The sequence below is a fragment of the Streptomyces spongiae genome, assembly GCF_009377185.1.
GTDB classification, from domain to species: Bacteria; Actinomycetota; Actinomycetes; order Streptomycetales; family Streptomycetaceae; genus Streptomyces; species Streptomyces spongiae.
Window position 1 is genome coordinate 34,437 of the sequence record NZ_VJZC01000001.1, and the last position, 17,267, is coordinate 51,703.

15 protein-coding genes are annotated in these 17,267 nt (G+C 68.9%); 5 read left to right on the forward strand and 10 right to left on the reverse strand.

Annotated features, from left to right (window positions below; all coding sequences use genetic code 11):
- Positions 1-2 precede the first annotated feature (2 nt).
- Genes FNH08_RS00135 through FNH08_RS00150 form a run of 5 tightly spaced genes read right to left on the reverse strand, consistent with a single transcriptional unit; the run spans position 3 to position 6,543 of the window.
- Positions 3-1,097, reverse strand: a complete 1,095-nt coding sequence (locus FNH08_RS00135) for an aminotransferase class V-fold PLP-dependent enzyme (RefSeq protein ID WP_152769138.1) — start codon at positions 1,095-1,097, stop codon at positions 3-5.
- A gap of 10 nt (positions 1,098-1,107) precedes the next feature.
- Positions 1,108-2,748, reverse strand: a complete 1,641-nt coding sequence (locus FNH08_RS00140) for an ABC transporter substrate-binding protein (protein ID WP_152769139.1) — start codon at positions 2,746-2,748, stop codon at positions 1,108-1,110.
- A 56-nt stretch (positions 2,749-2,804) separates the two neighbouring features.
- The gene (locus tag FNH08_RS00145) at positions 2,805-4,706 is read right to left on the reverse strand and encodes an ABC transporter ATP-binding protein (RefSeq protein ID WP_322723358.1); all 1,902 of its coding nucleotides are present in this window, start codon (positions 4,704-4,706) and stop codon (positions 2,805-2,807) included.
- On the reverse strand, positions 4,703-5,581 hold the full coding sequence (locus FNH08_RS51385; RefSeq protein ID WP_228033759.1) for an ABC transporter permease: 879 nt from the start codon (positions 5,579-5,581) through the stop codon (positions 4,703-4,705). The genes FNH08_RS00145 and FNH08_RS51385 overlap by 4 nt, the downstream gene beginning before the upstream one ends.
- Positions 5,581-6,543, reverse strand: coding sequence for an ABC transporter permease (locus tag FNH08_RS00150; protein WP_152769141.1), 963 nt, complete (start codon positions 6,541-6,543; stop codon positions 5,581-5,583). Before FNH08_RS00150 ends, FNH08_RS51385 begins: the two co-directional genes overlap by 1 nt.
- A gap of 213 nt (positions 6,544-6,756) precedes the next feature.
- Here FNH08_RS00150 and FNH08_RS00155 point away from each other — a divergent pair, with 213 nt between their 5' ends.
- The 3 genes from FNH08_RS00155 (at position 6,757) to FNH08_RS00165 (ending at position 10,008) form a co-directional block, all read left to right on the forward strand.
- On the forward strand, positions 6,757-7,536 hold the full coding sequence (locus FNH08_RS00155) for a helix-turn-helix transcriptional regulator (protein ID WP_152769142.1): 780 nt from the start codon (positions 6,757-6,759) through the stop codon (positions 7,534-7,536).
- 187 nt (positions 7,537-7,723) lie between these two features.
- Positions 7,724-8,335 carry a TetR family transcriptional regulator gene (locus FNH08_RS00160; protein WP_152769143.1) on the forward strand — a complete coding sequence of 204 codons (612 nt, stop codon included), beginning with the start codon at positions 7,724-7,726 and terminating at the stop codon, positions 8,333-8,335.
- Between the two features lie 80 nt (positions 8,336-8,415).
- Entirely contained in the window at positions 8,416-10,008 is a 1,593-nt protein-coding gene (locus FNH08_RS00165; RefSeq protein WP_228033760.1) for an MDR family MFS transporter, read from the forward strand.
- A 196-nt stretch (positions 10,009-10,204) separates the two neighbouring features.
- Here the strand turns inward: FNH08_RS00165 and FNH08_RS00170 are convergent, their stop codons facing one another.
- Entirely contained in the window at positions 10,205-10,807 is a 603-nt protein-coding gene (locus tag FNH08_RS00170) for a hypothetical protein (RefSeq protein ID WP_152769145.1), read from the reverse strand.
- 107 nt (positions 10,808-10,914) lie between these two features.
- On the opposite strand from FNH08_RS00170, the gene FNH08_RS00175 reads away from it, so the two are divergent.
- The gene (locus tag FNH08_RS00175; RefSeq protein ID WP_194238299.1) at positions 10,915-11,499 is read left to right on the forward strand and encodes a TetR/AcrR family transcriptional regulator; all 585 of its coding nucleotides are present in this window, start codon (positions 10,915-10,917) and stop codon (positions 11,497-11,499) included.
- Between the two features lie 201 nt (positions 11,500-11,700).
- On the opposite strand, the gene FNH08_RS00180 is transcribed toward FNH08_RS00175, so the two are convergent.
- Genes FNH08_RS00180 through mhpA form a run of 4 tightly spaced genes read right to left on the reverse strand, consistent with a single transcriptional unit; the run spans position 11,701 to position 16,326 of the window.
- Positions 11,701-12,783: a maleylacetate reductase gene (locus FNH08_RS00180; RefSeq protein WP_152769147.1), complete on the reverse strand. Its 1,083-nt coding sequence runs from the start codon at positions 12,781-12,783 to the stop codon at positions 11,701-11,703.
- Positions 12,780-13,649 carry a dioxygenase family protein gene (locus tag FNH08_RS00185; protein WP_152769148.1) on the reverse strand — a complete coding sequence of 290 codons (870 nt, stop codon included), beginning with the start codon at positions 13,647-13,649 and terminating at the stop codon, positions 12,780-12,782. The genes FNH08_RS00180 and FNH08_RS00185 overlap by 4 nt, the downstream gene beginning before the upstream one ends.
- 2 nt (positions 13,650-13,651) lie before the next feature.
- A complete protein-coding gene (locus tag FNH08_RS00190) occupies positions 13,652-14,773 on the reverse strand; it encodes an alpha/beta hydrolase family protein (protein WP_152769149.1) in 1,122 nt (373 codons plus the stop codon).
- Positions 14,770-16,326, reverse strand: a complete 1,557-nt coding sequence (mhpA, locus tag FNH08_RS00195) for a bifunctional 3-(3-hydroxy-phenyl)propionate/3-hydroxycinnamic acid hydroxylase MhpA (RefSeq protein WP_322723361.1) — start codon at positions 16,324-16,326, stop codon at positions 14,770-14,772. Before mhpA ends, FNH08_RS00190 begins: the two co-directional genes overlap by 4 nt.
- 265 nt (positions 16,327-16,591) lie before the next feature.
- Between mhpA and FNH08_RS00200 the strand changes: the two genes are divergently transcribed.
- Positions 16,592-17,224, forward strand: a complete 633-nt coding sequence (locus tag FNH08_RS00200) for a TetR/AcrR family transcriptional regulator (RefSeq protein ID WP_322723386.1) — start codon at positions 16,592-16,594, stop codon at positions 17,222-17,224.
- Positions 17,225-17,267: the final 43 nt, after the last annotated feature.

Sequence of the window (17,267 nt, forward strand, 5' to 3'; positions counted from 1 at the left end):
TTTCAGGTCGCCGTGGGAGAAGTGCTGGACAGAGCGCCGAGCAACGCGTCGACCTCGCTGTCCAGCGTGTAGAAGTGGGGTGAGATGCGCAGGTTGCCGCCGCGCTGCGCGGTGACGACGCCGCCGTGCCCGAGCCGTGCGACGAGCTCGTCGGCCGAGTCGGCGGACAGTCTGAGACTGACGATCGTTCCCTGGCCGTCGTGGGACGCGAGGGCGTGACCCAGGTCTGCGGCCTCGGCCCGGATGCGGTCGGCGAGGTCGCGTGCCCTGCTGGAGATGCTCTCGAGGCCTATGGCGTGACGTAGTTGCGCGGCGGCGCCAAGGGCGTGGATGCCACTCAGGTTCGGGGTACCTACGGCCAGCTCGTGGGAGGGCGGGATGTTGCCGTGTCCCAGGAGCGTGGGGGAGAGGTGTTCCCGAACCGCCGGTTTGGTGATGACGAAGGCGATGCCGAACCCGGCCAGCATCCACTTGTAGCCGGTGGCCACGAGGAAATCCACGTCGTTCGCGTCGACGGGGACGACCCCCGCGGACTGGGCGGCGTCGCACAGCAGCAGAGCGCCGGCCCGGGCACAGGCTGGACCGAGCGCTGTGAGGTCGATCAGGGTGCCCGTCACGGAGTTGACGTGGGAGACCGCCACGAGCCGGGTGCGCGGGCTGATCGCCGTGAGGAGGGCGCCGAGGCGGTCGTCGTCCGGCCCCGGCCGCACCGTGACCAGGCGGACTCCCGGAAGCCTGCTCCAGGGGAGGAGCGCGGTGGGGAACTCGTCCGCGAGGACCAGCACCTCGTCGTCGTCCCGCCACGTGATGGCGCGGGCGACGGCGTTGACGGCCTCGCCGGTGGAGGAGGCGAAGGTGATGTCCTGGGGTGCGCAGTTGAACTCCGAGGACAGCAGTTCCCTGGTCCGCTCGACGGCGGAGCGGGTGCGTGCCATTCCGCGGACTCCCGCGCCGAGCGCTTCATAGCATGCGCCGACGGCGGTTCGCACCGCTTCGGGCACCAGGCCTATGGACGCCGTGTCGAGGTAGGCACAGGAGGGCTTGTCCGGAAACGCTTCCTGCACGAACCGGCGGTGGGAGTCCGCGGACAGCGTCATCAGCTGGTCCTCACTCGGCCTGGGTGGCCCGGAGGTTCAGCGCCCACCGGCCGTCGAAGTAGTCGTCGACGGTGACCTTTCCGGTGGATGAGGCGAACCCCTTGCCGACCGCCATGAGGAAGTCCTGCGCGGCGAGCGGTACGTAGGGAACCTGGTCGGCGATCTGGGTCAGCAGTGTCTGCGTGGCGTCCCAACGGGTGGCGTCGGTACCCGCCGTGTTCACCACGGGGAGCGCCTTCTCGACCTCGGGGGTGGTGAAGTTGGCGATGTTGACCTTCTGGGGGCCGATGTTCTCCTTGCCCACCGCGGAGCCGAGCAGAGAAGCCGGATCAGTGCCTGAGGTGGTGAAACCGAAGGCCAGGGAGATGCCGGTCAGCTTGTGCTCGTAGAACTTGGCGGACCAGGCGTTGAGGGTGACGGACTTGACGGTGACGTCGATGCCCAGGGTCTTGAGGTTCTGTTGGAGCGACAGTGCCAGCACCTTGGTCGCCGGCACGGTGTCGATGTACGCGATCGTGGTGCTGAACCCGTCGGCGTGACCCGACTTGGCCAGTTCCGCCTTGGCCTTCTTCAGGTCGATGGCGTGACTGGGCAGGGAGTCGAGGAACTTCTGCGCCGCCTCGTTGCCGTCGGCCACCCCCGCGAGGTTCTTGGCCGGCAGGAAGCCCTTGAGGGGGGTCGCCTCACCTCCCCATGCGGCCTTCACCAGGCCCGGGATGTCCGTCGCGTAGGCGACCGCCCTGCGTACGTGCACGTCGTCGAAGGGAGCCTTGGTCACGTCCATCGCGAGGAAGTTGACCGTGTCGGAGGCCGCGGAGTAGACGTGGGTGCCCGGCACGGCGCGCCACTGGGGGGCCGACTTGACATTGGTCAGCACGCGCATGTCGACGTCGCCCGAGCGCATGGCCAGTTGGGCGCTGTTGTCGTCGGTGATCACCTTGAGGTTGAGCTTCTTGACCTTGGGCCTGCTGCCCCAGTAGCCGTCCCTGCGGGTGAGCGTGACGCCGGAGGCATTGGCCGAGGTGACCTCGTAAGGACCCGTGCCGACGGGAATCGCCGCACTGGTGCCCAGCTTCGAGGCGTGAGCCGCGGCGAACTTCTTCTCCTGGACGAGCGTCGCACCTGCCAGCCCGGCCCTGGCCGTGGGTACCGCGGCGCTGAGCTTCACTGTCACCTCGAGATTGCCGGTCACCTTCGCGCTGGAGAAGCCACGAACGCTCGCCGAGGTCTGCGCGGGCGGGGTCGCCGTGTGCGTCAGGCTCCAGGCGACGTCCTCGGCGGTGAGCGGCTCGCCGTCGGAGAACTTCACCCCCGAGCGGAGCTTGTACACGATGGTCCTGGGATCGGGCTGGACGACCTTCTCGGCGAGGGCCGGGGTGTAGGAGCCGTTCGGTGCGACGCGCTCGAGCGGCTCCGTGACCAGGGACATGAAGCTGCCGGTGACTACCGGCTGGGTGCTCGTCGCCTTGTCGTAGCCGGGAGGCTGCGAGGGAAGCGCGAACGTGAACGCGGGTATGTCGTCGTCGGTCAGCTTTGCCGCGGCACCGTTGTCGGTGGTGTCGGTTCCGGCGCACGCGGTGGCCGTGAGGCTCATCAGAAGCAGACCGCCCAGGACGGTGGGCGCCGTGCGTCGTGATCGTCTGTTGAGCATGAGGAGGGAGTTCCTTCCTGGGGGCAGGGGAGGGGCAACGACTGGGCGGGAGCGCGTCAGGCTTTGCGGGAGGGCTCCCGCGAGACGTCTTTCGAAGTGGTGTCGGCCGTGGCGGCTCGGGGGCCGGGCACGGAGGCGACCAGGCTCCTGGTGTAGGGGTGCTGCGGAGCGTCCAGGAGCTGAGCTGTGTCGCCCGCTTCGACGATCGTGCCGTCCTTGAGCACCAGGGTCCGGTCGGTCATCTGGCGGACGACCGACAGGTCGTGGGTGATGAAGAGCATGCTGGTGCCGTAGCGGGTACGGATGTCACGGAGCAGTTCGAGGATTTGGGCCTGGACGGAGACGTCGAGCGCGGCCACCGGCTCGTCGCAGATGAGCAGTTTGGGCCGTACCGCCAGCGCCCGGGCGATCGCGACGCGCTGTCGCTCACCGCCGGACAGGGCACTGGGGTGGCGTCGAGCGTGGATCTGTGGCAGACCGACGAGGTCCAGCAGCTCGGCAACAGTCCCGGGTGCGCCGTGAACGCCCGCTCCACCGGCCGTGATGGCCTCCCCCAGAGCCGTCTCGATCGTCATCGACGGATTCAGCGACGCGTAGGGGTCCTGGAAGACGACCTGGACAAGGCGGCGTACCCGTGCGCGCTGCTCGCGGGAGAGACGCCGGTAGTCACTGATGTCGAACCCGTCGAGTTCGATGGCACCGGACGTGGGGGTGGACAGACCCAGGACGCACCGGGCCGTCGTCGTCTTGCCCGATCCGGTCTCCCCCAGCAGGCCGAGCGACTCGCCCTCGGCTATCTCGAACGTGACGTCCGCGAGTGCGACGTTCTCCTTGCGCCGGCCGGTCAGAGAGGCCGTTCGGAAGGTCTTGCTCAATGCCCTGACCTGCAGCAGTGGTGCGCCGAGACCGCGTACGGGTGGCTCGTCCGCGGTGGTGGACCGGGAACGTATCGCGGCGTCCATCTCGTCGCTCAGGTCCGCGGCGCGGACACACGCCGAGTGGTGCTCGACGACAGCGCCCGGCGGACTCACCTCGGCCAGGGGTGGCGGGCCCGAGATGCACGCGTCACGGCGCCACTGGCATCGGTCCGCGAACGCGCAGGTCTGTGTGACGGAGTGGGCCGGCGGCACGTTTCCGGGAACCGAGACGAGGCGTTCCTGATAGCGGTTGACGGGGGGTTCCGCCAGCATCAGACCGAGCGAGTACGGATGACGGGGCCGGCGCGCCAGCTGCTCGGTCGGCGCGTGCTCCAGAACGGTTCCCGCGTACATGACCATGATCCGGTCACAGACCGAGAACGCGACGCGGAGGTCGTGGGTGATGAGGATCAGTGCCATGCCGCGGTCGCGTTGCAGCTTGCGCAGGAGTTCGAGGACCTGTGCCTGAGTGGTGGCGTCCAGGGCCGTGGTCGGCTCGTCCGCGATGAGGAACGTGGGGTCCTGGGCGAGCGCCGTGGCGATGGCCACCCTCTGACGCATGCCGCCGGACAGCTGGAACGGATAACGGTCGGCGACCTCCGCCGCGAGACCGACCTCGGCCAGCCGCCGCTCGACCTCGCTGCGGGCTTCGGCCTTGTTCCTGCGGACGGCCGGCCCCAGCGACTCGCGCAGGTGCTCGCGAACGGTCTGCAGCGGATTGAGAGCCGTGAAGGGATCCTGCAGCACCATCGCGATGCGGGAACCGCGCAGGGGACGCAGTTCGCGCTCACTGACATCGAGCAACGAAGTGCCGTCGAAGACGACTTCACCCTCCGCCGAGACACCGTCGGCCAGGGCACGGGCCAGTGCGCGAGCCGTCATCGTCTTGCCGCTGCCCGATTCCCCGACGATGCCGAGTACTTCTCCGGCCCTGAGGTCGAAGCTCGTGCCATTGAGCAGGATCCGGCCCTGCCGGGTCTTCACCCGCAGGTCGCGCACGGACAGCAGGGGCGCGGCCGACTGCCGCTGTATGCCCGTCACCGCTGTGCTCCTCGGGCGGAGTAGCGGTCGTACATCCAGTCTCCCAGGAGGGTGATGCTGGTGGCGGTCAGCAGGATCAGCAGGCCGGGGGCGAGGGAGACCCACGGGTTGACGGTGAGCATGCTCTGGCCGTCCTGGAGGAGGGACCCCCAGTCGGGTGTTCCGGGCGGAGCGCCGAGCCCCAGGAAGGACAGTCCTGACAGACCGATGAGCGCTCCGACGAAGTCCAGCAGGAAGGTGGCGAGGAGCGTGGGGAAGATGTTGGGAAGGATGTGGCGGAAGACGATGCGCGGGACGGACAGCCCCAGCGTCCGTGCCGCCTCGATGTAGGGCAGGCGTACCTGGGCGGCCGCCACGCTGCGCGTCATGCGGAACGCGGTCGGCAGGGACAGCAGCAGGAGCACCGCGACGGCGAGCCAGTAACCTCCGCCGAGCACGCCGACGATGACCACGATGACGAGCAGTCCGGGCAGTGCGTACATGAGGTCGGCGACTCGGCTGATGAGGGAGTCGACGAATCCGCCCTTCCATGCCGCGGCCATGCCGAGCGTCGCACCGAAGAGGACGGCGCCCGCCGCGACGATGACCGGACCGATGACCGCGATGCGGGCTCCGGCGAGGAGGAGGGACAGTACGTCCCGGCCCAGGCTGTCGGTGCCCAGGGGGTGGCCGCCTCCCGGGCCGGCCGCGGTGTTCATCAGATCCTGGTGGGCCGGGTCGAACGGAGTGGTCCATGGACCGATCACCACCAGAACGGCGATCGCCGCGGCGACCGACCCGGCCAGGAGGATCAGAACGGGCGGTCGCTTCCGTCGGCGCCCTTCGATCTGCTCGGGTTCTTCCACGGTCTGGGCGACAGCGGTCAGTTCGGCCATCACGCACCGTCCTTCACGGCGAACCGCGTCCGCGGGTCCAGTGCCAGTCCCAGGAGGTCCACGGCGAGGTTGGTCAAGATGACTGAGGCGCCGAGCACCAGCACCGCTCCTTGCACCACCGGCACGTCGTTGTTCGTCACCGCCGCAAGCAGCAGCGTGCCGATTCCGGGCAGCGAGAACACCTGCTCGATGAAGAGCGTGGAGGTCAGAGCCGCTACGAGGATGAGGCCGAGGCTGGTGACGACGGGCAGTGCGGCATTGCGCAGTGCGTAGCGCACGAGGACCCGGCCGGGGCTGAGACCGCGCAGCCTGGCGAAGGTGATGTAGTCCTGGGACATCGCCGTGAGCATGGCGGCGCGGGTCTGCCGGACCAGAATGCCGGACAGCACGGTAGCCAGGGCGACAGCGGGCAGGGTGAGGTGCGAGACGCGCTCGGCGAAGCCGGTCCCGGTCCCGTAGACCGGGAACCACTTCAGGGCGACTCCGAAGACGTAGAGCAGGACGATCGCGAGGACGAAGGCCGGTGCGCTGATGGCGACGGTCGCGCCCGCCGAGATGGCCCGGTCCGTGCGGCGCCCCCGCCTGATGCCGGCCAGCATGCCGAGCGGGATGCCGACGAGCAGGATCAGAACGAGGGCGTAGCCCCCCAGCTGCAAGGTCAGGGCCATCCGCTCGGAAAGGATCTGCCCGACCGGGGCGTCGCTCTGCACGGAGATCGACTGCCCGAAGTCGAGTGCGCAGACGCCCGCGAGCCAGCGCCCGTACTGCACCAGGAAAGGGTCGTTGAGGTGGTAGCGGGCGTTGAGGGAGTCGACCAGTTCGGGTGATGCCGGCCTGGTCCCCAGCAGCGCTTGGAGCGGTGTGCCCGGGCTGAGGGCAAGCAGGCAGAACACGAGGAAGCTCAGCGTCAGCAGGAGCAGGATGCCGGCCCCCAGGCGTCTCAGAACGAAGGCCGCGACCATGGCCGGCCTCCTCTCGGCGGGGATGCGGGGAACATGCTGGGCACCTCGTTTCTTGGTCTGTCAGCGCCAAGCTCGATGGAAGTGTCAACTTGCTGTTGATGTCCTCGACAAAAAGTTGCACAGAAATCGCAGCGATGGAAGCCCTGTGCGGCGGGGTTCTCCGGGGATCTACCGCATTGACTCCGCAGACCTGGCGCTGCCACACTTTGTGGAATGGCAGCCAATCCGCGTCCAACCCGCAAGCGCCCGACCGAGGAGGCCGGTTCCGGCAGGGGGATGGCGTTCACGCTGAGCCAACGCGCCTACGCCGCACGGGTGGTCGAGATCGTGGCCCCGATCGTCCCCGCCCTGGCGCGGGCGCTCCAGCCACGCACGGAAGTGGTTCTGCACGACCTCACCCGCATGCCGAACACGATCGCCGCCATCGCCGGTGCCATCACCGGCCGTGAGGTCGGTGGCCCTCCGACCGACCTCGGCCTGCGCACGTTCCGCTCGGACCGGCCCGAAGACATGATCAACTACCGTACGGAGACCGCTGAGGGGCTGGTGCTGCGCTCTTCGAGCATGTTCTTCCGCACCCCGTCGGGCGTTCCGGTGGCCTGCCTGTGTGTCAACTCCGACGTTCATGACCTCCAGCGGGCCAAGGAGGTCCTGGAGGCGCTGACCGCTTTCAACGGCGCGGCGGGAGCGTCGGTCGCGGAAGCGCCCGTGGAAACCTTCCCCGCCACGGTGGACGACCTCGCCGACGGCATCATCCGTCAGGCCATCGAGGACGTGGGTGTCCCGCTCCACCTGATGAAGAAGAGCCATAAGGTGGAGGTGGTGCGCGACCTGGACCAGCGCGGTTTCTTCGCCATCCGGGAGGCCGTGGATGTGATCGCGCAACGGCTGGGTGTCAGCCGCTACACGATCTACAACTACCTCAACGAGATCTCCAGCGATGCTGAGACGGGCCAAGCGGCCGATGCCACTCGGCCTCCCAAGTCCCCTTGACTTCAGCGTTTCGTTGAACCTTTCTCTCTTTCGTTGAACTCCGTGCCGAGACTCGCCGCGTGTGCTCGGGCCGGAGCGTCCCGTGGTTCCCGGCCCGCACCGAAGACGGCCGACGCATGCGGCTCCTTGCAGACCCTGCGGAATTTGCAGAACATGTAGAACTTGCAGAGTGTGCAACAATTCCTGCATGGCTTCCACCAATGGTCTGCGTGACCGGCGCCGTCGGCAGACGCGACGAGATATCCATGCGGCCGCACTGTGGCTGGCTCGGGAACATGGCTTCGACAAGATCACCGTCGACATGATCAGTGCGGAGGCCGGAGTCTCGCCGCGCACGTTCTTCAACTACTTCCCGAACAAGGAAGCGGCCGTACTGCCAGGCCCCACCGAACTGCCCGAGGGGTTGGCCGCGCAGTTCATCACACGCGGCGCCGCGCACCCCAGGGAAGTACTCGCGGACCTGACTCAGCTGCTCGTACGGGATCTGGCCGACAACGCGCCGCAACGTCAGGAGATGCATGCCGTCTTCGCGCTCACGCGCAGCCACCCCGCCCTGCTGGCCGCGATGCTGGCCCGCTTCGACAGCTTCCAGCGCTCGATCGCCGAGGCGGTCGCACAGCGGCTCGAGCAACGGCCCGACGGTGAGGTGCCGACCTTGCTCGCCGCCCTCGCCCTGACCGCGATGCGCACCGGCCTGGAGCGCTGGGCGTGCGAGGAGTCCCAGAGCGAGGCGGACGACTCCCCGGTCCCGTACGTCGAACGCTCCGCAGAACTCCTGCGCACCCTGCTGACCCCGTGACGGCTGGATCGGCCCTACGCGAGCCCGGTCCCGGTGTGTGACGTGCTCTTCTCTACACCTCTCAGATGTCAGGAGCGTCGTTGAGCGACTCAACCCCGGCCCTGGAGGCGGAGGAGCAGAACTCCTCCGGCACTCCGCGCCACTTCGGCCTCATATTCGCCGCCCTCATGGCCGCGATGCTGCTCGCCTCCCTCGACCAGACGATCGTCAGTACCGCGCTGCCCACCATCGTCGGCGAGTTGCGCGGCCTGGACCACCTGGCGTGGGTGACCACCGCGTACATCCTGGCGGCCACCATCGCCATGCCCGTCTACGGCCGCCTCGGCGACCTCATCGGCCGCAAGGCCCTGTTCCTCGGCGGCATCGCCGTGTTCCTCGCCGGCTCCGTGATCGCGGGCGCGGCGCAGAACATGACCGTGCTGATCATCAGCCGGGCCGTACAGGGGCTGGGCGGCGGCGGACTGATGATCACCTCGCAGGCGATCATCGCGGACCTCGTTCCGCCGCGGCAGCGCGCGAAGTACATGGCCCCGATCGGTGCCGTCTTCGGCCTCTCCTCCGTCGCCGGACCGCTGCTCGGCGGCTGGTTCACCGACGGCATCGGCTGGCGCTGGGCCTTCTGGATCAACCTGCCTGTCGGTGCCCTGGCCCTCGCCGTCGGCGCGTTCGCTCTGCGTCTGCCGCGCAAGGCAGGCGCGGTCGCCTTCGACTACCTCGGCTTCACCCTCATGGCGACAGCGGTGACCTGCACCGTGCTGGTGGCCGAATGGGGCGGCACGGACTACGCCTGGTCCGACCCGGTCATCCTCGGCATGGCCGGCGGAGGTCTCCTGGCCTGGGTGCTCTTCTTCCTCTCTCAGCGCCGCGCCGCGGAGCCGATCATCCCGCTGTGGCTGTTCCGCAGCCGGATCTTCAACATCGCCACGCTGATCGGGCTGCTGGTGATCGGCATCGGCATGTTCGCGATCATCGGCTACCTGCCGATGTATCTGCAGATGGTCTACGGTGTCAGCGCCACCGAGTCCGGCCTGCTGCTCATCCCCATGGTCGTGGGCATCATGGCCACCGCCATACCGTCCGGACGGCTGATGAGCACGACCGGCCGGTACAAGATCTTCCCTGTCGTCGGCACCGTCTTCGTGGGTGTCGCCGCGGTGCTGATGTCCACCCTGGACACCGGGACCTCGCTCGTCCTGGTCGGCGTCTACGTGTTCCTGCTGGGCGCCGGTCTCGGCCTGGTGATGCAACCCCTGGTCCTGGCCGTGCAGAACGACTTCCCCGGCGCTGATGTGGGCACCGCGACCTCCGCCAACAACTTCTTCCGCGAGATCGGTGCCACGCTCGGCACGGCGGGTGTCGGCGCGGTGTTCACCCACCGCCTCAGCGACCAGTTGAGCGACCGCCTCAGTGGCGCCTCCGCCGGTGCGGTCGGCGACACCCACTCGCTCACCCCGGCTCTGGTCCACTCCCTTCCCGACAAGGTCCAGGACGCGGTGATCCTCTCCTACCAGCACGCGCTGACACCGGTGTTCCGTTACCTGGTCCCCGTGTTCGTCCTCGGACTCGTACTCGCCTTCCTCCTCCCGGAGAAGAAGCTCGCCGACGGAAACGACAACGACGTCGACTCCGACGCGACGCCCGACCGGCCCGCGGAGGCCATGACCGGAAACTGACGCGGAGCGCAGCTACCCGGAACGTGTTCATGCGCCTGGCAGCCGCAACGCCGGTCGCTGGTGCGGGATGTGGAATTGCACGTCACGGCGCCGCGCACACAGCAGTGTGGGCGGGCCCATATCGGGCCCGCCCGGATCGTGCAGGGGTGCGGGGAGACGGGGTGGCGCCGTTCCGTGTCCGGGGCGTCCGCGCCGGTTACGCGGCGATCTTCTGCTTCAGCGTTGCGACGTGGCCCTTGATTTTCTGCTCGGTCTCGGTGCGCTTGCGGTCGCGCTCCTGCTTCGCCTCCTCCTTCCTGATCCGGTCCGCGGCCTCCTCCATGGCCTTCAGTTCGGTCCGAGCCGAGTCGGCCGGGCGGCGCTCGAGGACGGCGTCGTAGCGCATGGCCAGCAGGTCCAGTGCCTGAGTGTCGGACTCCCGCACCTCGGCGAGGATGGCCGTGCCCCCCGGCGGGACGTGCGGCGTGAACGCGCCGACGGCGCCGGTGGCCTCGGTGACCCGCTTGTAGTCGTAGCCCGAGCCGATCGCCGCGCCGATGCCCCAGCCCATCAGTACGCCGAGGGGGCCGCCGAGGATGCCGACCAGTGAGCCCACCAGCCCGCCGACGGCTGTGTTGCGTCCTGCCTTGGTCTCCAGCCCCTCGGGGATGCGGACCGTGCCGTCTTCCTGGCGCTCGATCAGGATCGCGCCGCGGACTTCGGTAGTGGCGGAGGTGAGGTGCTTGAGGTCGCTGAGTGCCTGGTAGGCGGTGGCCCGGTCGGCGAAGCGGAGGGCGATGGCGTTTTCGCTCATGGACATGTGATGCCTCCTTGGGGCTGTTGCTCGTCATCTGTGAGACAGTATGTATCGAAAAGGAGTTGTGAGTCAACATGTCTCACAGATTGATGTGTGAAAGAGGCGGCCACATGCCCCGGAACAGCAACGACCCCCGTGCCCTCCGCAGTCGTGCCTCCGCCCTGGCCGCTGCCACCGCACTCCTCGTCGAGGGAGGACCGGAACGGGTCACCCATGCAGCGGTCGCCGAGCGTGCCGGAATGGGACGGGCCACCGTCTACCGGCACTGGCCCGACCTGCAATCCCTGCTCCTTGACGCCGTGGCCCACGGCGCCCGCCCCCTGCTCACGCTGGACGACGGCCCGGTCCGTGACCAGTTGGTGACCCAGTTGCAGCAGCAGGCGGACTGGCTCAACCAGCCTGTCTCCGCTTCGGTCATCGCGACCGTCATCGAGCGGGCGGAGCGGGACGAGGGCGTGCGGCGTGTCCGAGAGGAGATGTTCGGCCGAGCCGACGAGCACCTGGCCGGCGTGCTCGCCGCTGCCGTCGAACGCGGTGAACTCCGCCCCGGCGTCCAGCAGAACGCCAGGGAACTGGTCGCCCGGATCCTCGGTCCGCTGCTGTTCCAGCGGTTCATGCTCGGTGCCCGGCTGGACGACGACCTGGTGGTCGGCGCAGTCGACGCAGCGCTCGCACCCTGGCATCCCGGCGCATGACGGCGGTCAGATCCGCCTGCAACGCGCGTCAGCGGCAGGCGCTGTACGTCTCAGGTGTGGACGTGCAAGTGCCTCCGACCGGCAGGGGACGTCGACGAAGCCGAACACACCGGCGCCCTCACCACGGTGGACGAAGGTGAGGTGATGGAGTCGAGCCGATGAACGCACCTGAACTCAGCACGGCATTCTCGACGTACTGGATCACTCCGGTGATCTGGAGGATGCCCGAGGGGCGAGAGTGCCCCGCAGGGCGTCTGTCAGGATCGCGCGGATGTCGTCGGCGGAGACGGGGCGGGGGTTGGCGTAAGGCCGACTCTGGGCCTGGGCGATCACCTCGGTGAGGTCGTGTTCGGTGAGGCCGAGTTCGCCCAGAGACCGCGGTGCCCCGAGTTCGGTTGCAACCCGCGCGAGGTGTTCCGGTACGTCGTCGGTGGCCAGGGCGCGGCGGAGGGCGCGCTCGGCGGCCGGGGCGGCGGGGAGGTTGAAGGCGGCGACGTAGGGGAGCAGGACGGTGTGGGCGGGTGCATGGGGCAGGTCGAAGGTGCCGCCGAGGATGTGGCAGAGCTTGTGGTGCAGCGACATGGTGGTCGCCCCCAGACAGCTCCCGCAGAGCCAGGCGCCGCGCAGCGCCGCGGTGCGGGCGTCCAGGTCGTGCGGGGCGGCGGTGACGGCCGGCAGGGCGGTGGCCAGGGAACGTACGCCCTCCTCGGCCATCAGGGAGACGATCGGTGAGGCGTCCGGCGCGTACAGGGCCTCAACCGCGTGCGCGATGGCGTTGAAGCCGCTGGTCACCGACACGTCGACCGGCAGGCGCAGGGTGAGTTCGGGGTCGTAGACCACGCTGCGTGGCAGGACGGACCGGTCCCGGCCGGTCTGTTTGCGGCCGTTTTCGGTGAGTCCCCAGATGGGAGTCATCTCGGATCCGGCGTAGGTCGTCGGCACACTGATGACCGGTGGTCCGGACTTCAGCGCGATCGCCTTGCCCAGGCCGATCGTGGAGCCGCCGCCGACGGCCACGCAGCCGTCCGCGGCGACGTCACGAGCGACCTCCAGAGCCTTCGAAGCGATGCCGGCGGGCACGTGCATGCGCGCCTCGGCGAAGACCTCGGCGCAGGATTCGCCGAGCAGCGCGGCCGCTCGTTCGGCGAGGTCCCGCTGTCCGGGCGTGGACAGCACCAGCAGTCGGCGCAGGTGCAACCGCTCGGCCTCTTGCGGCAGTCGGTCCAGGCTTCCGGCGCCGAACACCACGCGCATGGGCAGGGCCTCGTATGTGAAGGTGCTCATGGCGCGTGGTCCGGGGCCGTCGCCAGGACGATGTCGAACGTCGCGTGCCGAAAAGGGGTGGTCACGCCGAAGCGCTCGGCCTCCTGCTGGTCCTGCGACTCGGTGAAGTCGGTGATCAGCCCCCGTTTGACCGCGAAGACGGCGTCGGAGTCCACATAGGGGCTGCCCGCGACGAACGCGTGCGTGGTGACAGGCCGGTGGCCCGGGGCACTGGCGATGAAGTGCACATGGGCGGGCCGGTAGGGGTGCCTGCCGGTGGCGCGGAGCAGGCCGCCCACCGGTCCGTCGGTCGGGATCGGGTAGTGGGAGGGGACGACGGTACGGAACCAGTAGCGGCCCTCGACGTCCGTGTGGAACAGCCCGCGCCCGTTGCCCGGTGGCTGTACGTCGGGCTGCTGCACGTCGTAGAAGCCGTCCTCGGTGCACTGCCACACGTCCAGCTCGGCCCCGGCCAGGGGAGTGCCGTCGGGGCTGAGGACCCGGCCGGAGACGACACAGGGCCGACCGGTGCCCAACAGGTCGATGGAGTCACCGAGTTCGCGGCGTGGCGACTCGGTCATGTGGAAGGGGCCCAGGACCGTGCTCTCGGTGCCCTGCTCGTCCCCGTTCATGGTCTCCACGAGCATGGAGACGCCCAGAACGTCGGAGAGCAGGACGAACTCCTGCCGGGTGTCGTCGCACTTCTGGCCGGTGGCGGTGAGAAAGCCGATCGCGGCCTCCCATTCATCCAGCGTGGGTTCGATGTCCTTCACGAAGGCGTGCAGATGGCGGGTCAGGCTCTCCATCAGCTCCCGCAGCCGGGCGTCCTTGGTTCCCTGGAAGCTCTCCACGACCGCGGCAGTGGCGGTCTCGACGGTGAAGTCCATTGCTACTCCTCGCTGTTCGGGAAGTTGTCGCCAGTGAGGTGGTCCGTGAACCAGTCCGCGGTGAACGCGTCGCGTTCGGCGGCATGGTTGTACAGGGTGTGCTCGCCGTCCGGCCAGATGCGCAAGGTGGCGGTGGCGGGATCGGCGGCGCGCAGGAAGGGCTCCTGGTCCTCGTAGCGGGCGAGCGGGTCGCGGCCGCCGTGCAGCAGGAGTAGCGGGCAGGTGACGCGGTGCGTGTCAGGGTCGAAGCGGAGGCTGTGCATGACCTCGGTCACCCGGTCCAGATCCTCGGTGCCGACCGCTGCGGAGATCTGTTCGCGGGCGGTACGGAACTCGGGTGTCGTCGGCGCGGCCGGGGCACCGTTGACCACCACCGCGGCTACGCGTGGGTCGGCGGCGGCCAGGTGCGCGGCGAACAGACCGCCGAAGCTGATGCCCTGGACGCCCATGCCGCCGTCGAGGCGGGAGTCGGCCTCGGCGAGATCGATGAAGCGGGCGAAGCCTTCGGTGACCTTCTCGTCGAAGTAGAGGCCGTGACGCAGCCGCGATTCGCCCTGGCCGGGACCTTCCGCGAGCAGACAGGCCAGTCCGCGCGCGGTGTAGGCGTCGGCGATGCGCAGGTACGCCGCTCCCCATCCGCTCAGGCCGCCCCAGACGACGACGGTGGCCCGGGCGGCGCCGGTGGGCGGCAGGCAGAGCCAGCCGGTCAGGGTGCTGTCGCGGTGAGGGATCTCGACCCGTTCGATGCGTGACGCGTAGGGAACGGCGAGGCCGGCGGCCGAGGCGGTGGCGGCGGTGTGACGGGCGTACAGCTCGCGTTTGTCGTCGTTGTCGGTCTGGTACGCCATCTGCGCGAACATCAACGCGGCGGACGCGTACTGGTACGACTCGCGGGCCGTCGTGAGATGCCCGGCCCCCTCGGCGAGACGGGCGCGCTCCAGCCAGGTGTCCGCGAGGAGCGCGGCGGACTCCTCCCAGGGCATCCCACTGGCTGTGTCCGAGAGGAGCCGGTGGGCGTCCGCGTGGTCCATCCCGCAGTCGACGAGCCGGGTGAAGGGCATCGCCCGGTGCTGCGCGGCCACGAGCGGCGACAGGGGGGCGGTCTCCGGGTTCTCGAGCGTCATGCAGCAGTCCTCACTGTTCCGAACAGAGCTGCGTTCAGGTCGTCCACCAGCGCGCCGAGGTCCGTACGGTCCACGGCCGTACCGAACAGCACGAAGTCGGGGCGGGCCAGATAGCCCACCGCGCCAAGGTGCCGAAGGTAGGCCCCGTGCCGGCCGTCGAGGTCTTCCACGGTGTCGAGCGAGACCACGGCGCATCCCAGGCGTTCCAGCAGGGCAAGGCGCTCCGGTCCCAGGGCCTCCGTCGGGTCCTCGGCCGTGACCAGGGCGAAACCGAAGCCGGTGAGGTCGTCGAACCGCCCGGTCGTCCCGTCGGCGGTCCGGATGCGGCCCTGCGGAGTGAGGATGCCGACGGGGGTGACGGCGTTCTGCCGCAGGACGCCGTTGCTGATCGGCGGGAAGGGAGGCGGGGGAGGAATCCTGCCTGCGGCGAAGGCCGCGTCCCGGGCAGCCGCGGCCTCCACGTCATGGGTGTTGGCGACCTTGCCGAGCCCGATCGCCGCATGAGTGAGCACGGTGACGTGCGGGCGGCGCTCGCTCTCGTACGTGTCCAGCAGCGTGTCGGGGGTCTGCCCGCCGAGCACCAGATGCAGCTTCCAGGCGAGGTTGGTCGCGTCGCGCATACCGCTGCACGCGCCCTGGCCGAGGTACGGGGGCATGGCGTGGGCGGCATCGCCCGCCAGGAAGACGCGGCCCACCCGCCAGCGGGTGGCGATGCGAGCCTCGAAGCCGTACACCAGCCGGCGAACGACCCGCAGGTCGTCGGGCCCCAGGTCGTGGTACTGGCGCAGGAGACGCCAGGCGGATTCCGGGGTGGTCATCTCCTCGGTCGTCTCGCCCGGCAGCAGGGCGAACTCGAAGCGCTGACGGCGGGTTCCGATGTTGATGGTCATGTGACCGCGCGCCGGGTCGCAGTACTGCGTGCCGACCGCGTACTCGGGAGGCTGAGGGCGCAGCCATTCGGTGTCGATGTTGAGCCACTGCTCGTTGAAGCCGAAGTCCTGCCGCTCCACGCCGAGCAGTTCGCGAACCCCGCTGCGGCTGCCGTCCGCCGCGAGCACGTAGCGGGCGCGGACCTGGTCGTGCGGACCGTCGGCGGTCACCTTGTCGGCGTTCCATCCACGCAGCCGCAGGGTGACGGCGTCCGCGTCCTGCTCCAGATCGGTCACCGCCCAGCCCTGGCGGACATCCACGGTTCCGTAGGTGCGCAGACGCTCGTCGATGGCGCACTCGATGTCGGGCTGGTACATGGAGATGTGGTCCGGAAAACCCAGCGGACCGTTGGGGTCCGCCGGGATCTTGATCAGAGTCTGGCCCTTGCCGTTGACCCACACGTACTCGGACAGGGACGAGTCGCGCAGCGCGTGGTCGACGTCGCCCGCCGCCTGGATGGTGCGGGCCGCCTCGTGGTCGATGTGGGTGAGCCGGGGCAGTCCGTACAGGCCGGGCCAGCGTTCGCATACAACGACCCGGTGGCCGAGCCGGCCCAGCAGCGACGCGGCGGTGAGTCCGGTCGGTCCGTACCCGACGACGGCGATGTCGTAGATCGGGTCCACAGTGCACCTCCAGAAAAGCCCCGCGCCGTTGTGGGGGGAGGGTTGGGCGTGAGGAGTGGGAAATGGGCGGTCGGCCCCTGAGCCGATGACGATGTGCATCAGAACTGACACGTGTGAACTGAGATTCACATCAGTTGCAGTGTTGACGTCAGCCTGGCACGTGAGCCCCAGGGACTGACGTCCTTCGAATGAATCGAGATTCACATAACGCCAGCGTGAACGTCAAGTGTGCGGTCGATAGGATGCGTGAGTGACTGACTCCACCGTGCGTAGACCGGCCGCTCCTCAGGAAGGCAGTCGCCGTTCACAACAGGGCATCCTTCGTGCCGGGTTCGCGGTGCTCGAAGGAGGAGGGGTGGACGCGCTCACAGTCGCTGCCGTCGCCGAGCGCGCGGGCGTGGCGGTCGGCAGCATCTATCGGCACTTCGGTGACAAGGAAGGGCTGTTGTACGCCATTCAGCACGCCTTCACCGACATGCTCCGGGCCGAGATCGCAGAGCGGGTGTCCGCAGAGCGGCTGCGGACCTTCCCGGACCCTGCCGACGAGGTCGCCGAAGCGGTAGGGGCGATCGTCGACGCCTTCCGGACGCACGAACACCTGCTGGGTGTCTTCCTCCTCCTCGGCACCCGCCACGAGGCGGTGAAGACGTTGGGTTCGCGCGTCAGCGTCGAGGGCAACCACCGCTTCGTCGAGGCTCTCGGTCACATCTCCATCGCCCACTCCGACCGAGCAGCCGCCCTCGACTTCGCGTACCGCCTGGTCTACGCCGCCGTGGCACACCGGGCCACCCAGGGTGAGTTCCTCGAGTCGGATCGGCCCCTGCCATGGACCGAGCTGAGGAAGCAGCTCCAGGCGGCGGTCATCGCCTATCTGCTGGGCGCGCCGGAAGGGCATTGATCGGCGTCTCTGGATGTATCCGTGTCGACCGTCTAGGATCCGC

What these genes read in the sequence shown, in the direction of transcription:
- FNH08_RS00135 (WP_152769138.1), bottom strand. Translation starts at nt 1,097, where the DNA reads ATGACGCTGTCCGCGGACTCCCACCGCCGGTTCGTGCAGGAAGCGTTT.
- FNH08_RS00140 (WP_152769139.1), bottom strand. Translation starts at nt 2,748, where the DNA reads ATGCTCAACAGACGATCACGACGCACGGCGCCCACCGTCCTGGGCGGT.
- FNH08_RS51385 (WP_228033759.1), bottom strand. Translation starts at nt 5,581, where the DNA reads ATGGCCGAACTGACCGCTGTCGCCCAGACCGTGGAAGAACCCGAGCAG.
- FNH08_RS00150 (WP_152769141.1), bottom strand. Translation starts at nt 6,543, where the DNA reads ATGGTCGCGGCCTTCGTTCTGAGACGCCTGGGGGCCGGCATCCTGCTC.
- FNH08_RS00155 (WP_152769142.1), top strand. Translation starts at nt 6,757, where the DNA reads ATGGCAGCCAATCCGCGTCCAACCCGCAAGCGCCCGACCGAGGAGGCC.
- FNH08_RS00160 (WP_152769143.1), top strand. Translation starts at nt 7,724, where the DNA reads ATGGCTTCCACCAATGGTCTGCGTGACCGGCGCCGTCGGCAGACGCGA.
- FNH08_RS00170 (WP_152769145.1), bottom strand. Translation starts at nt 10,807, where the DNA reads ATGTCCATGAGCGAAAACGCCATCGCCCTCCGCTTCGCCGACCGGGCC.
- FNH08_RS00175 (WP_194238299.1), top strand. Translation starts at nt 10,915, where the DNA reads ATGCCCCGGAACAGCAACGACCCCCGTGCCCTCCGCAGTCGTGCCTCC.
- FNH08_RS00180 (WP_152769147.1), bottom strand. Translation starts at nt 12,783, where the DNA reads ATGAGCACCTTCACATACGAGGCCCTGCCCATGCGCGTGGTGTTCGGC.
- FNH08_RS00185 (WP_152769148.1), bottom strand. Translation starts at nt 13,649, where the DNA reads ATGGACTTCACCGTCGAGACCGCCACTGCCGCGGTCGTGGAGAGCTTC.
- FNH08_RS00190 (WP_152769149.1), bottom strand. Translation starts at nt 14,773, where the DNA reads ATGACGCTCGAGAACCCGGAGACCGCCCCCCTGTCGCCGCTCGTGGCC.